We start from the raw sequence: 15003 nt of genomic DNA, 5'->3' as shown, positions 1-15003 counted from the left end.
ATTTTAAAATTTGAAAAAAGTTTAGAAATCATTAAGAAAAAATTTATAAATAGGAGTAACTATGAACTTAGATTGGTATTACACTTTTTTGGTATTATCAAAACATCTCAATTATCGTAAAGCCAGCGAAGAGCTATTTCTTACCGAACCAACACTACATCAACAAATTAAGAAATTAGAAAAGCACCTTCAAGTTCAACTTTTCGAAACAGTGGGAAGAAACTTGACACTAACTGCTGTTGGAAGAGAATTTATAGAGATTGCTGAAAATCTTATACAAACCTATGAGCAAAGTATTCAAAAGATTAGGCTACAAAATAAAAAACAACAATTTCATATAGAAATAGCCGTATCTCCTTACATTGCCACATACCTTTTACCACAATTTTTACAGGAATTCTTTCAGCGCTATCCAGATATTGATATCTCTGTATCCGTGCTAAATAGCCATATTGAACAAGCTATTGAAACTAATACATTCGATATTGGTATTGATAGAGAAGTTCCATATAGTAAAAAAATCATATCCGAACAAATTTGTGAAGGAAAGATTGCCCTCTTTTATCCTAAAACAACAGTAAAATGCGACGAATTACAATTATTTAGAAACTATAAAATATTATCCGATAGCCACCCCGTCTATTGGGAAAATCTAAAAAAAGAAATCATTGAGCTAGTTCCAGAAGCCGATTTCACTACTATCAATGATATTACAGTAACTGCCAAACTAATAGAAATGAATCAAGGCATTTCCTTTCTGCCCCTTTACTTAAAAAAGACTTTTACAGATAAGATTGCTCATCTTGAAACCACTACAGTAACCACCCCCGTTTCTTTTACTTACTTAATGAGCAGAAAAGCTTCTAAGGCTATCACTATTTTCAATAATGCGTTTAAAGACTTTATTTTAAAGGAGCAAAATTCAATTTAAGAATCAAAGGTCACTGATACTATTAGTGATTTTTGATTTACATATTAATCAATGGATTAATGACTAAAACGGAAAATAGTTAATGAGAGATGAAATTTATAAAATAGTACGTGCATAAATTATAGTAAAATGATATAATTAATTTATGGGAGAGTTAAGCTTTAGTAATCAATTTAGCAACACAGCCGTTTGGTATCACGGAACGACATCTACTCAGGTTCCATCTTTAAAAGATGGAATAGATGTTTATCATAGTAAACGGAACTGTGATTTTGGTATAGGATTTTATGTGACATCTAAATTTGATCAGGCTGTTAAATGGGCTCAGCGAAAAACAAAAGATGAACTTCCTTTTAATCCAAACGTAAAGCCTGTTGTTTTAAGTTATCAGTTTCAAGATTCTAATGATGTTGAAACGAAGATTTTTGAAATTGATAAAGAATACTTTCAGTTTGTTTATAAAAATAGATTGAAGTTAGACGCTAAGGCTGGAATTAATTTTCATAATTTTTCAGCAGTATTTGGCCCAGTTCTTGATGGTCAAGTTACTCGTTTGAAAGTCACTTTAGATGACTATTTCAAGGGAGTAAATTCCTTAGAAAAACCGCTGATATTCTTTTGGGAAAATATCAGGGTGATACACAACTTTGTATATGTGATCAAAAAATTGCAAATAAACTAATCTTAGTTAAGGAGGACACGATATGATTTTGACAAATGAAAAACAAGCTCTTAGAGTTGAGGTAGAACAGTTTTTACGGAAGAATTATCGCATTACTCCTGATACTGTTTCTTCTGTCACAAATGTTGTATTGAAGAATTGGTTTGAAGAGTTGGATAATGGAGGCTCTCATTTGACTTCAGACCTTATCGCTGATAATATCGCGGATATTGCAAAACGTTACTCAGTACATTAATAAGTAATTTGAGTTAGGTTTATCAAATCCAAATCTTTCTTTATATTCTCAAAAACGGTTCATTACCATATTAGGTAATGAACCGTTTTTTGTGTACGACGGGCATGTCGTGCATCTGAGGTGTAAGTCCTCCGTGGGCACCCGCGAAAAACGTGGACTGGTTTCGTGTTTGGATTATTACCTTGAACTACATGCGTTAAAAGTTAGTTGAACCGCCGTATGCCGAACGGCACGTACGGTGGTGTGAGAGGGGCTAGAGATTATCCCCTACTCGATTTGTGATACTTCTTTCAAGGAATATTTGGTAGGATTGGAGTGAAAAAAGATTAACTAGGAAAGAAGGAAGTATATGGAAGCCATTTATCAACGTGATTCGGATCAAGATGGACTAACTGATGCTCAAGAATTGGCGCTAGGAACCAATCCTCTTAGCGCAGATTCTGATGGTGATGGTCGTTCAGATCTAGTGGAAGTAGAAGAAGGAACCAATCCCTTAGAAAAGGATTTACAAGACATGGACCAAACAAGTATAACTGAACCGTCTTTAGTATTTATGGAAATGAAAGAAAAGATTTCAGATATGATGGAGAGTCACTACAAGGAATTTATACAGGCTCTTATTAGTATTGAAACAGGGATTGAGAACCAACAAGACCTAGAAGACTTATATACTTACTACATGAGAACAGATGCCGTTTCTCTTTTGTCTAGTGATTTAGAAACCAGTCCTCAAGAGGTTGAAATGGAGATAGAGTTGTAGGGGAATCATGTGATTCTCCTATTTTCGTATAGATGAAAGGAGCGAGTATGGAAGTAATGCAATTATTGGCTATGTTTCGTGGAACAATTCCAAAAGATAGGGAGAAAATGGACCTATTTCTTCGCTATCAAGCGCAACATTTTGATGAGAAATGGCAGGACTTGGTAGAAAATTTTTTGTCCGAAGAAGGTAAGATAGAAGAGATTCCTCACGTCTATTCTTTTGATCAAGATATTGTTTCTTTCTTAGAGGCTAGTTCTGAAAATAATGACCAAGATTTAGAAAGTTACACAAGAAGTTTTGGGCAAGCAGGTCTAAGTAAATTATCTCAATTAAGTAATTTTGAGAAAAACTTGGTGCTAGAAGTCGCAACCTATAACCTTTCCACTCGATTTTACATCCAATCTGAAAAAGAGAAGTTAGAACTATTAAGTGAGCTTGTATGTCATCAGAATCAGGATGTCAATTTAGTCAATGTCTATCGGGTTGCGAATAATCTATCTGACCGTATTAGTAGAGATATAGAGGAATTTCTTTTAATGGTTGATTCCAAAGAACTAAAAAAAGAAGTTCTTGAGATTCATTTTGAAGAAAAAGAGGGAGATGTTCTAGCCTATTTGGGTTCAGAATTGATGGCTACTTTAGATACCGTTACGGAACTTGTCCATCATGAAGAAAACTACACACAACTCCCACTGACACAAAAGCTAAAGATTATTACTCATTTTGATGAAGTAAAGGCTATAAGAGAAAAGTCTAAGCAAGTAGAGGAAGCAGTCTTATCTTTAGATAATACTGACCAGGTAGAAGAAAATGTAGAAGTTCATTCCCTATCTAAAGTAGATAAAATTGTAGAAGAAGCTTTGAGGGAATATCCGATTGATTCACAAGTAAGTTATAAAGGACAAGTATTTCAGTTGGTTTCGATTGAAAATGCACAGTTAAATGACTTAGTTCGCCTAGAGCTATTCAATAATTCCAACCAGTTATTTGAAGAGAATCCTATCTTATACTTGAACAGTTTGGAAGAGATTGAACAAGTATTGTCTCATGTAGAATTTGAAAAAGAAGATTCAGAGATTGATATTGATTCATCAAGTGAAAGTCAGGAAATAGATTTGTTTTCCTATCTGGAAGAAGATAATGAAAATGAAAAGGATAAGGAAACAGAAACGCTTATTGTAGGCATAGAAGAGACGGATATCCCTGTTCTAGATTTTGTTTTTCCAGATGATTTAGAGGACTTTTATCCTAAGACAAATCGAGAAAAAATTGAAACGAATATCGCCGCAATTGAACTTGTTAAAAGATTAGAAAAAGAGGGACGACAAGCGAATCCAGAAGAACAAGAGCTACTAGCCAAGTATGTCGGCTGGGGCGGTCTTGCCAATGAATTTTTCGATGAACTCAATCCAAAGTATGAAACAGAACGTTTAACTCTTAAGAGTTTAGTAAGTAAATCAGAGTACTCCACTATGAAACAAAGTTCTCTCACAGCCTATTATACAGACCCAATGATTATTCGCCAGATTTGGCAAAAATTACTGGATGATGGTTTTGAGGGAGGAAGGATATTAGATCCTTCTATGGGAACTGGGAACTTCTTTGCGGCGATGCCTAGAAGTATACTAGATAAATCAGAACTCTATGGGGTTGAATTAGACAGTGTGACAGGCGCAATCGCAAAACAACTCCACCCCAATACCCATATTGAAGTGCGAGGATTTGAAGATGTTCCCTATCAAAATAATAGTTTTGATTTAGTCTTAACGAATGTTCCTTTTGGAAATTTTCGCATTGCCGATAAAAACTATGATAAACCTTATATGATTCATGATTACTTTGTCAAACACTCACTTGATTTAGTAAGAGACGGAGGACAAGTGTCGATTATCTCATCTATCGGGACAATGGATAAGCGGACAGATAATGTCTTACAAGAGATTAAAACCAACACTCATTTTTTAGGGGGAGTTCGTTTGCCGGATACGGCTTTTAAAAAGATTGCAGGTACTCGAGTGACCACAGACCTCCTCTTCTTTCAAAAGGATCAAGCAAAGAATCTTAATGAAGATGAGCTTGTCTTTGGTGGCTCTATTCCCTTTGAGGAGGATAAGCGTGTCTGGATCAATCCTTATTTTGATGGGAAATACAATACACAAGTTTTGGGTGAATATGAGATACGTAATTTTAATGGAGGAACTCTCAATGTTAAGGGAGTATCAGAAACATTAGCTACTGAAATAATGAAAGCATTCGAGAATGTGGAAGCACCTAAACAAATTGACAATTCTTTGAAAGCACCTGTTTTTATCAAAGAAGAAGTGGATAATTCTATCCCAAGTCGTATACGTGAGGACTTAGCGCTCTATTCTTTTGGATATGAGGGAAATCAAATTTATTATCGAGATACGCATGGTATTCGGAAAAGTTCAAAAGTAGACGAAATTAGTTATTATGTAGACGAGAAGGGAGATTTTAAAGCCTGGGACAGTTCTTTGTCTGAACATAAAATAGACCGATTCGTGCAACTTCATTTGACAGATGAGGAAGCACTAGATGTTTACAAGTCAGAAGAAGCGAGTAAAAGAGGGAAATATAAGGGACTGTTCAAAAAAACGGTCTTTTATGAAAGTCCCTTATCGGATAAGGATATTAGTCGTATTAAGGGCATGGTTGATTTGAGAGAGACCTATCAATCCTTAATTGAAATTCAACGTCATCAAGATTATAGTCGGACAGATTTTCAGGTATTACTTAGTAAACTCAATCGTGACTATGACCGCTTTGTAAGTCAATTTGGATACTTGAATGCCTCAGTTAATCGGAACTTATTTGATAGTGACGATAAGTATTCTTTACTAGCAAGTTTAGAAGATGAATACATTGATTCTAAAGATCAGAAAGTAAAATATAAAAAATCTTTAGCCTTTGAGAAAGCATTGGTTAGACCAGAGAGAGTTATTGCAAGAGTTTCAACGGCTTTAGATGCCTTAAACTCCAGTTTATCGGATGGTAGAGGGGTTGATTTAGACTATATGGTATCAATTTATCCCGAACATAGCCAAGCTGCTATTTTAGATGAGTTAGGTGACCAGATTTTAATAGATCCAGAAAGCTATTTAAGAGGGGAAAGAAAATATCTTTCTAAGAACCAGTTTTTGTCAGGAGATATTCTCAACAAGATAGAAGTAGTTCAACTATTAGTGGAGGAAAACAATCAAGAATGTGACTGGTCTCATGCTTTAGATTTGTTAGAATCTGTTCGTCCTCCACGGATTCATCTGGCAGATATTGAGTTTAAAATAGGGTCACGTTGGATTCCTCAATCCGTTTATGGTAAATTTGCCTTTGAATGTTTTACCAATCGTGAATTTGAATTGTCTTCGCCTGATGTTGAACAAGTCATTGAAGTGAATCCTGTCGATGGCCAGGTTCATTTAAGGACATCATTTGCTTATCGCTATCCAAGTGCCAAAGATAGTAGTCTTGGAGTCAGTGGGTCACGTTATGATACAGGAAGAAAGATTTTTGAGAATTTACTAAATTCAAACCAACCGACGATTACTATGACTGTTACGGAAGGAGAAAAGAAAAAGACTATCACAGATTTGGAAAAAACCTCTGTTCTAAGAGCAAAAGAGCAGCATTTACAAGAGCTCTTTCAAGACTTTGTCTCACGGTATCCAGAAGTCCAACAAGTCATTGAGGAAAGCTACAATCGTCTTTATAATCGAACAGTTAGTCGAGAGTATGACGGTAGCCATCTAGTCATTGATGGCTTGGCACAAAACATCAGTCTTCGTCCTCATCAAGAGAATGCCATTCAAAGAATCGTAGAAGAAAAAAGAGCATTGTTAGCTCATGAGGTAGGTTCAGGAAAGACCTTGACTATGCTTGGTGCTGGGTTTAAATTAAAGGAGTTGGGGATGGTTCATAAGCCATTGTATGTGGTGCCCTCTAGTTTGTCTGCTCAATTTGGCCAAGAAATCATGAAATTTTTCCCTACTAAAAAAGTCTTTGTGACCACTAAGAAAGATTTTGTGAAGGCGAGAAGAAAACAATTTGTATCACGTATTATTACAGGAGATTACGATGCTATTGTCATTGGGGATTCTCAATTTGAAAAAATCCCTGTCAGTAAGGAAAGACAGATGAACTATATAGAGGATAAACTCAATGAACTACGAGAGATTAAAACACATTCTGAAAATAAGTATACCGTTAAAGAAGCAGAACAATCAATAAGTGGTCTAGAGAAACAATTGGAAGAACTCCAACGTTTCAATCGTGATAGTTTTATTGATTTTGAGAACTTAGGAATTGATTTTCTCTTTGTGGATGAAGCACATCACTTTAAAAATATTCGTCCAATTACTGGACTTGGGAATGTAGCAGGTATTACCAATACAACCTCTAAGAAGAACGTGGATATGGAGATGAAGGTTCGACAGATTCAGGAAGAACATGATTTTAAAAATATTGTCTTTGCGACAGGGACACCTGTTTCCAATTCTATTAGTGAGTTGTATACTATGATGAACTATATTCAACCAGATATCTTAAAACGCTATCAAGTTGATTATTTTGACTCTTGGGTAGGTGCTTTTGGAGAAATTCAAAACTCTATGGAATTAGCTCCTACAGGGGATAAGTACCAACCTAAGAAACGATTTAAAAAGTTTGTCAATCTACCTGAGTTGATGAAAATCTATAAAGAAACAGCCGACATTCAAACACAAGATATGTTGGATTTACCTGTTCCAGAAGCTCATATTATCCCTATTGAGAGTGAGTTAACTGAAAACCAGATACTCTATTTAGAAGAATTAGTTATGAGGTCAGATATGGTCAAATGTGGAACAGTTGATCCGAGCCAGGATAACATGTTAAAAATTACGGGTGAGGCACGAAAACTAGCTATTGATATGCGTTTATTGGACTCTAGTTATAGTCTAGCAGACAATCATAAACTGCTTCAGGTAGTGGATAATGTTGAAAGAATTTATCGTGAGGGAATGGAAAATAAGGCTACTCAGATGATTTTTTCAGATATTGGAACACCTAAGAAAAAGGATAATGGCTTTGATGTCTATTCTGAAATAAAGGCTTTATTAGTTGATAGAGGAATCCCTAGTAAGGAAATTGCCTTTGTACATGATGCCAATAGTGATGAAAAGAAGAATAGTTTGTCTCGAAAGGTCAATGCAGGAGAAGTGCGGATTCTCCTTGCCTCAACTGAAAAAGGAGGAACAGGTTTAAATGTTCAGAGCAAGATGAAAGCAGTTCATCACCTGGATGTCCCCTGGAGACCAAGTGACATTCAGCAACGCAATGGACGGATTATCCGACAAGGAAATGAAAATAAGGAAGTGGATATTTACCACTACATTACCAAAGGTTCGTTTGATAATTATCTATGGGCAACTCAGGAGAACAAACTCCGTTATATTAAGCAGATTATGACTTCTAAGGAGCCAATTCGTGCTGCAGAAGATATTGATGAGCAGACCATGACAGCTTCTGATTTTAAGGCACTAGCAACAGGTAATCCTTATCTTAAATATAAGATGGAACTAGAGAATGATTTGACCCTATTAGAAAATCAAAGACGTGCCTTTCAACGCAGCAAGGATCACTATCGTCATACAATCTCTTACTGTGAAGAAAATATGCCCATTCTTGAGAAACGATTAAGCAAGTATGAAGGCGACATTCAACAGTCTGAAATGTCGAAAGACCAGGCATTTTCTATGACAGTAGGCAAGCAAGCTTTTGAGCAACGAGCTGAAGCAGGTGAATCCCTACACCGTCTTATCCGTCATAATCAAGCTGACAGCAAAGAATTCCGAACCCTAGCAAGCTATCGAGGATTTGACATTAAAATGCTTAGTCTTCCAACAAATCAACCTCTTCCTGAAACCTTCTCTGTTAAGATTGTGGGAGAAAATCAGTATTCTGTCAGTTTAGATTTGTATTCTCCTTTGGGGACAATTCAAAGACTTCAGCATACGATTGATCACATTAAGGAGGACCAAGTGAAAACTCAGAACTTATTGGATGAATTACAGGATAAATTGACTACTGCTAAAGTTGAAATTGAGAAAAATTTTCCAAAGGAAGAGGATTATCAAACTAAAAAGGCCGAATACGATGTACTCTCGCCATTGATTGAAACAGAAACGGATTTAGATATTATTGATCAGGCCTTAAGACAATTCCACGAAAAAGGAAAAGAAAGGCAAGAACAACTTTCTTTTGAATTAGATTAAAAAATAGATACAAATAGCGGACAAGAAAAGAAAAGCGCGGTAAAATAAAGATAGAAAGAAACGAGGTAACGATTATGATGGAAGATACCTATTATCAATTAGAAGAGGCCTTGGTACAGGGATTTCAAACGCCTGAAGAATACCAAGCCTACAAGGAGCTAAAGGAACATTATGAGGAAGTTACTGGGGATTACAGTTTTTCTAAACGAGAACTCACTAGTCAATTGGAAATAGCTCTTCAAAATCATCGAGGTGTGGACTTTGAAGAATATGAAAAAGAGGAGTATTTGGACTTAGTTCAAAAATTAGAAGAGTTTGATTCCTCTCTTGACACCCATTATCGTCAATTGATTGACTAGAAAGGAGAAAGTCATGAATGATTTACTCCTTATCCCAGTAATTTTTTTAGCAGTAGGAGGAATTCTCATTCTTTTATGGAGACTCTTTCTTATTGCCAGTGGACTTTTCCTTATTGGTTTTATTAGTTTTCTTATTTTCGTGGAGGTCTATGGAATTTATTTGTTCTTTACTGAACCTAGTTTATATTTTGATGATATCAGACAACATGGTTTAACTAGTTTTACGGCTGTGTACCTTTTCATCAATCTGATGTTGGTTCTAGGATTCAGTTGGCACTTCATTAACTCCATAAATAAGGAAAAAATATGAACTTTTTAGATAATCAAAAGACTTTATCTGAATCTAAATTCGGATAAGGTTTTTTATTTGCCTTGATTCTTTCATATACTTCATAGCTAAATTGGAGTAATAATTTATGAAAATCATTATCCTCACTATTATTACTTGTATTTATAGCTTGTTTATGTCGTTCAATATGAGAAAGAGCTCTTCTCAAATTTTCTTCTTTTAATTTGTTCATATTTATATTATAAGCTGAAGACAGCTAATTTTGATATTTTTCTCTGAACTGTACGATTTGGCGCCTGAAATGTAGGAATTACCTTTCGTTGTGATGTGATAAAACTTACAAGTTCTTTTTGTTATTCTTGACCTAGTTTTTATAGAAAGAAGGTCTAAGATGTTAAATAAAGTCAAAACTAAAGCCTTAATTAGTGTTGGAGCAGTAGCCGCAACTAGCTTTATTCTCATGATGGGATATACTGCTGGTCAACATTCTACTGCTAAACAAAGTCGCAAAGAAATCGAATTGGCTGCAGCTAAACTTGTAGAGGACAAACAAGCAGAAGATAAAGCCAGCATTTTGTCATCGGATACTGTAAAAGAATTTTTGACGCAGTACTATACGAAAGAAAAGCTCGGAGAAAATAATACACGTATTCAACCTTATATGACTGAATCGGCTTATTCTCAAGAATTGTCAAGTCAAAATGATGCTATGAACCAAGTGTATAAGGATTATATTTTGGATTATCATTTTGAAAAAGCAGATATCTTTGTCAATCAGACTACGAATCAAGCCATTGCCATGGTCTCTTATAATGTAACCTATGTATCTGATTTAAAGAATGCCAACCAATCAAAGACTAATCAGACAGAAACAAGAACAGTTAAGTTGTCTTATTCGAAACTACCAGGTAAGTTATTGGTCAATCAAGTACAGGTTTGGAAATCTGGGTTAGATGATTTAGATAAGGCAACTCCTAAAACTTTAGAAGAATCATCATCAATACCATCACTGCCAAATACTACGACAAAATGATGATGTTTTATGAATATAGAGGAATGTAAGCAAATTTCAATTCTTGATGTAGCCAATCGTTTAGGTATTTCCTTTAAACAAGTTTCTAGCCGTGTCTATGAACATCCTGAACACGATTCATTCCGAATTTTTTCAACTACCAATACTTTTAAATGGTTTTCAAGAGATATTCAAGGTGATGTTATTGATTTTGTTCGACTTGTTAAGGGAATTTCCTTTAAAGAAGCTCTAGCTTTTCTTTCTGAAGAACCTTTTCAAAAAGAAGCTGTTCAAGAAAAAAGAGAGAGACCATTTTATTATCCTTTAAAGAGAGTAGAAGATTCTAACTGCAGTCTGGCCAGATATTACTTAACAAAATGTAGAGGAATCTCAGAAGAAATCATAGAAAAGATGATTCAACAAGGTTTGATAGCACAAGCTAGTTGGAAAACAAATGAAACTGTTGAACCTGTTATTGTTTTTAAAAGCTTTGATCATCGTCACAAACTGCAGGCAGCAAGTATACAAGGGATTTATAAGAATCACTCTCTTCCTAGAGAGAGGTTAAAAACGATTCTAAAAGGAAGCCATGGACATGTTGGAATATCCTTTGATATTGGTAAACCAAATAGACTGGTCTTTTGTGAATCGTTTATCGACTTGATGAGCTATTACGAACTTCATCAACAAAGCCTATCAGATGTTCGTTTGGTATCTATGGAGGGATTAAAAAGGTCTGTTGTTGCTTATCAAACTTTACGACTGATAGCTGAAGAAAATCAGAAGTTGGAATTTTTAGATACAGTAATACCTTCAAAGTTATTGCCTTTGTTCAATACAATTCGTGATACCACCAGCTATTTTGATAATCATTCTGATTTATTGACACTGGCAGTAGATTGTGATGATGCAGGTAAAGATTTTTCTGATAAGTTATCTAAATCAGGATTTCCTGTTTTACTGGATTTACCTGATAATGAATATGGGAAAGAAAAAAGAGACTGGAACGATATTCTTCGAGAAAAGAAATCAGATTTACAATTGATGTTCGAGAATGCAAAAGAGACATTGAGGAATCAACCAGTAAGACAAACCTCTCAATGTTTAGAATTGTGATAACAAAATCAAGATGTTTTAGCTAATATTAGAATGAAGGAGGATAGTATATGACCATTATTGAACGCTTAGAAGAAAAGGTCACTAGGCAAGAAAGTAAGGTAGCAAGAGAGACAGAAAAACTAGCTGCTTACAAAGAGCAACTGGAGACAGCGATGTTTGCGACGTTCAAAAGGCGTCAAAGCATCAGTCACATGAGTTTTGAAGAAGCTCTTGATCATGCCTTTGGTAAAGAAAGACAATTCGATGATTCTGAATTTAGAAAGGATGAAATGAGTGAATGACAAAAGATTGGAATTTTAATCAACCATTAGAAAGTAAATCAGAAAATCAAGAAGATCCAGATAAAATTGCGGCCTTATTTGGAAATCATCAAGGAGGTAATGATGTAAATTATGAAGCAGCTTTTCAAAAGCGCAAACAAGCACCTGTGACGGAATCAAATTCTAGTTCTAAACCCAAAGTTACAGAGGTTAGAACAGGAAAAGAGACAGATATCACTACAAGTTATCAGCAACATCTTAAAAGACTTATTGCGGATAACAATAGCGATATTCAAAGTAGTCAAAAGAAAATTGAAGAGCTACATACGTTGATTGACACAAAGAATAAAGAAAATAAGAAATTGCAGTCCATTTATGATGCGATTTCCGAATTACACTAAGCAGTCCTGATAGGCTGCTTTTTTTTGAGAGGTTATAGATGTTTACAACATTTTTTAAGAAAAATCACGACAATAGTGATGTATTTAAAAAGCTAATTCATAGACTATCTGATATGTCTGTCCAAGATCTTGAAAAAATAGACCGACTGCTAGATATTATTTTCACTCCAGATCAAGAAACCGAACAGCTAAAAACAGAAGCAACTTACAGAGAAGAAACTTTGGACGACACATTAAAGGAAGCTAAGAACCAACTTCATAAAGAACAATTGGAGAAGAATTTAGAGAGATTTAGGAAAAATGGAATGAAATAAATGGTTTTATAAAATTTTCTTTTACTTGCATAAAGTCTTGTGTTATACTTTTAGTATAGACTAGAGAAGGAAGTAAATATTTTGGAGTTGACTACCAAGCAGGAAAAGCAACTAGGTCAGACGCAGTGGTTTCATGCTACATTATTGAGACATTTAGAATCCTTAAAAAAAGGAATCGATGTTAAATTTAATTTAGGAAGTGAGCTAGACTTTGGACCTGGTTTCTATATCACACCTGACTTTGAACAAGCTAGAAAATTTATTAACAAGCAAGTTGAAGTATTAAATCGAAGCACTTCTAATAATAATATTTTTGACTCAGAAGAAGAAGTAGGAATTATAGTAGAATTTCGTATTTCAAATTTTATAGAAATTTTTAAGAACCCTGACTATCATTGTCACTATTTTGCAAAACATAAAAAGTCAGAGTCAGATTTAGATTTTGCGGAACTTGTCGTTCAAAATCGGGAAAATCCAGATGAATTACAACACCATTTTGATTTTATCTATGGTGTTCAGACTGATGACAATCCAACCCAAGCTTTAGCTCGTTTTCGTCAGAATGAAATTACAAAAGAAGAAATGCTTGCTGAGTTTAGAAAACCCTATTCTTTTAAACAATTATCCATTCACAACCAATCTTTTTGTGATATAATGAAAATAGAGAAAGTTTATCAATCAAAGACAGGAGAGGAGTTACAAAAATGGCAGTAGTATCGTTGGAAAATAATATTAAACTATATAGTTCAGAATTATTTCAAGCACTATTAAAAGCCTCTAATTATAAATTGGATGAGCGTATTGCTCAGACTGTTGCAGAAGGCTATGCTCGTAATCTAGATTATTCTGATCCTGAACTGATGCATGTTGGTGTAACTTCGGTTGCTAACAACCTGCTTACAAAAATTAAACAAGAGTATTTTATTGTATAGTATTTTGAAAAGCCACCGAAAAAGGAATTACTCTTTAAGGTGGCTTTTTTAGAAGTAAAGTTTAGGCTAGAAAAACAACAAACAACGCACCAATTTTGGTGCGTTCTGCTTTTTTATGCTATAATGGATTTAGAAAAATAAAGGAGTTTGCCATGATTGGAAAGAACATAAAATCCTTACGTAAAACACATGACTTAACACAACCCGAATTTGCACGGATTGTAGGTATTTCACGAAATAGTCTGAGTCGTTATGAAAATGGAACGAGTTCAGTCTCTACCGAATTAATAGACATCATTTGTCAGAAGTTTAATGTATCTTATGTCGATATTGTAGGAGAAGATAAAATGCTGAATCCTGTTGAAGATTATGAATTGACTTTAAAAATTGAAATAGTGAAAGAAAGAGGTGCTAATCTATTATCTCGAATCTATCGTTATCAAGATAGACAGGGAATTAGCATTGATGATGAATCTAATCCTTGGATTTTAATGAGTGATGATCTATCTGACTTGATTCATACGAATATCTATTTAGTAGAGAATTTTGATGAAATAGAGAGGTATAGCGGCTATTTGGATGGAATTGAACGTATGTTAGAGATATCTGAAAAACGGATGGTAGCCTAATGGAAATCCAAGATTATACCGATAGTGAATTCAAACATGCTTTAGAGAGGAACCTTCGCTCTCTGACAAGAGGAAAAAAGTCCAGTAAGCAACCTATAGCGATTTTGCTTGGAGGGCAAAGTGGTGCTGGTAAGACTACAATTCATCGAATTAAACAGAAAGAATTTCAAGGAAATATTGTTATCATAGATGGCGATAGTTTTCGTTCTCAGCATCCACACTATTTAGAACTGCAGCAAGTATATGGTAAAGATAGTGTTGAATACACTAAAGATTTTGCAGGCAAAATGGTGGAGTCTTTAGTAACAGAATTAAGCAATTTGGGATACAATCTTTTGATAGAGGGAACTTTACGAACAGTTGATGTTCCAAAGAAAACAGCACAACTCTTGAAAAATAAGGGATATGAAGTACAATTAGCCTTAATTGCAACAAAGCCTGAGCTGTCCTATATAAGTACTCTTATCCGTTATGAAGAACTGTACGCCATCAATCCAAATCAAGCACGCGCAACTCCAAAAGAACATCATGATTTCATTGTAAATCATCTAGTTGATAATACCCGACAGTTGGAAGAACTAGCTATCTTTGAAAGAATTCAAATTTATCAACGAGATAGAAGTTGTGTACATGATTCAAGAGAAGATAAAATTTCAGCAGCAGATATTCTTCAAGAGTTACTGTTTGGGGAGTGGAGTCAGGTAGAGAAAGAGATGCTTAAATCTGGAGAAGAAAGATTTAAAGATTTAACTAATTGAAATAGTTGTTAGAACACAAATTTTAAAATATAGTCTACTTATAACTTTTG

17 protein-coding genes are annotated in these 15003 nt (G+C 34.7%); 16 read left to right on the top strand and 1 reads right to left on the bottom strand.

Translation table 11 applies throughout. The annotated features are described in order from the left end of the window. Window positions 1-61 precede the first annotated feature (61 nt). The 7 genes from D2908_RS01425 to D2908_RS01395 all read left to right on the top strand — a co-directional run bounded on the left by D2908_RS01425 (window position 62) and on the right by D2908_RS01395 (window position 9549). Window positions 62-931, top strand: coding sequence for a LysR family transcriptional regulator (locus D2908_RS01425; RefSeq protein WP_117304291.1), 870 nt, complete (start codon window positions 62-64; stop codon window positions 929-931). A gap of 145 nt (window positions 932-1076) precedes the next feature. Further along, the gene (locus D2908_RS01420) at window positions 1077-1613 is read left to right on the top strand and encodes a DUF3990 domain-containing protein (RefSeq protein WP_165847407.1); all 537 of its coding nucleotides are present in this window, start codon (window positions 1077-1079) and stop codon (window positions 1611-1613) included. 22 nt (window positions 1614-1635) lie between these two features. Next, window positions 1636-1848 carry a hypothetical protein gene (locus D2908_RS01415; RefSeq protein WP_033680325.1) on the top strand — a complete coding sequence of 71 codons (213 nt, stop codon included), beginning with the start codon at window positions 1636-1638 and terminating at the stop codon, window positions 1846-1848. 349 nt (window positions 1849-2197) lie between these two features. Further along, a complete protein-coding gene (locus tag D2908_RS01410) occupies window positions 2198-2608 on the top strand; it encodes a thrombospondin type 3 repeat-containing protein (RefSeq protein WP_117304289.1) in 411 nt (136 codons plus the stop codon). Window positions 2609-2655: 47 nt separating this feature from the next. Next, window positions 2656-8880 (top strand): SNF2-related protein, encoded by a 6225-nt coding sequence (locus D2908_RS01405; protein ID WP_206269734.1) that lies wholly within the window; start codon window positions 2656-2658, stop codon window positions 8878-8880. A 74-nt stretch (window positions 8881-8954) separates the two neighbouring features. Continuing rightward, a complete protein-coding gene (locus D2908_RS01400) occupies window positions 8955-9239 on the top strand; it encodes a DUF5962 family protein (RefSeq protein ID WP_117304285.1) in 285 nt (94 codons plus the stop codon). A gap of 13 nt (window positions 9240-9252) precedes the next feature. Beyond that, complete coding sequence (locus tag D2908_RS01395) at window positions 9253-9549, top strand: DUF5966 family protein (protein ID WP_000998891.1); 297 nt, start codon at window positions 9253-9255, stop codon at window positions 9547-9549. Window positions 9550-9562: 13 nt separating this feature from the next. On the opposite strand, the gene D2908_RS01390 is transcribed toward D2908_RS01395, so the two are convergent. Then, window positions 9563-9760, bottom strand: a complete 198-nt coding sequence (locus D2908_RS01390) for a hypothetical protein (protein WP_004249782.1) — start codon at window positions 9758-9760, stop codon at window positions 9563-9565. A 159-nt stretch (window positions 9761-9919) separates the two neighbouring features. Here D2908_RS01390 and D2908_RS01385 point away from each other — a divergent pair, with 159 nt between their 5' ends. The 9 genes from D2908_RS01385 to pezT all read left to right on the top strand — a co-directional run bounded on the left by D2908_RS01385 (window position 9920) and on the right by pezT (window position 14953). Next, window positions 9920-10561: a hypothetical protein gene (locus D2908_RS01385; RefSeq protein ID WP_000933082.1), complete on the top strand. Its 642-nt coding sequence runs from the start codon at window positions 9920-9922 to the stop codon at window positions 10559-10561. A 9-nt stretch (window positions 10562-10570) separates the two neighbouring features. Beyond that, window positions 10571-11656: a toprim domain-containing protein gene (locus tag D2908_RS01380; RefSeq protein WP_001019160.1), complete on the top strand. Its 1086-nt coding sequence runs from the start codon at window positions 10571-10573 to the stop codon at window positions 11654-11656. A 50-nt stretch (window positions 11657-11706) separates the two neighbouring features. Continuing rightward, window positions 11707-11940 carry a DUF5965 family protein gene (locus tag D2908_RS01375; RefSeq protein WP_000152419.1) on the top strand — a complete coding sequence of 78 codons (234 nt, stop codon included), beginning with the start codon at window positions 11707-11709 and terminating at the stop codon, window positions 11938-11940. Next, the gene (locus tag D2908_RS01370) at window positions 11937-12320 is read left to right on the top strand and encodes a DUF5945 family protein (protein WP_000159216.1); all 384 of its coding nucleotides are present in this window, start codon (window positions 11937-11939) and stop codon (window positions 12318-12320) included. The genes D2908_RS01375 and D2908_RS01370 overlap by 4 nt, the downstream gene beginning before the upstream one ends. A gap of 38 nt (window positions 12321-12358) precedes the next feature. After that, a complete protein-coding gene (locus D2908_RS01365) occupies window positions 12359-12634 on the top strand; it encodes a hypothetical protein (RefSeq protein WP_000495442.1) in 276 nt (91 codons plus the stop codon). Between the two features lie 81 nt (window positions 12635-12715). Further along, window positions 12716-13348, top strand: a complete 633-nt coding sequence (locus tag D2908_RS01360; RefSeq protein ID WP_117304283.1) for a DUF3990 domain-containing protein — start codon at window positions 12716-12718, stop codon at window positions 13346-13348. Further along, window positions 13339-13566 (top strand): hypothetical protein, encoded by a 228-nt coding sequence (locus D2908_RS01355; RefSeq protein WP_000301902.1) that lies wholly within the window; start codon window positions 13339-13341, stop codon window positions 13564-13566. The genes D2908_RS01360 and D2908_RS01355 overlap by 10 nt, the downstream gene beginning before the upstream one ends. A gap of 152 nt (window positions 13567-13718) precedes the next feature. Continuing rightward, window positions 13719-14195, top strand: coding sequence for a type II toxin-antitoxin system antitoxin PezA (pezA, locus tag D2908_RS01350; protein WP_000579616.1), 477 nt, complete (start codon window positions 13719-13721; stop codon window positions 14193-14195). Beyond that, window positions 14195-14953 (top strand): type II toxin-antitoxin system toxin PezT, encoded by a 759-nt coding sequence (gene pezT, locus D2908_RS01345; protein WP_000405378.1) that lies wholly within the window; start codon window positions 14195-14197, stop codon window positions 14951-14953. The genes pezA and pezT overlap by 1 nt, the downstream gene beginning before the upstream one ends. Window positions 14954-15003: the final 50 nt, after the last annotated feature.

It is taken from the genome of Streptococcus sp. LQJ-218 (assembly GCF_003428885.1).
GTDB lineage: Bacteria > Bacillota > Bacilli > Lactobacillales > Streptococcaceae > Streptococcus.
The sequence above is the reverse complement of the archived record's forward strand: the minus strand, read 5'-3'. Positions and strand labels throughout refer to the sequence as shown.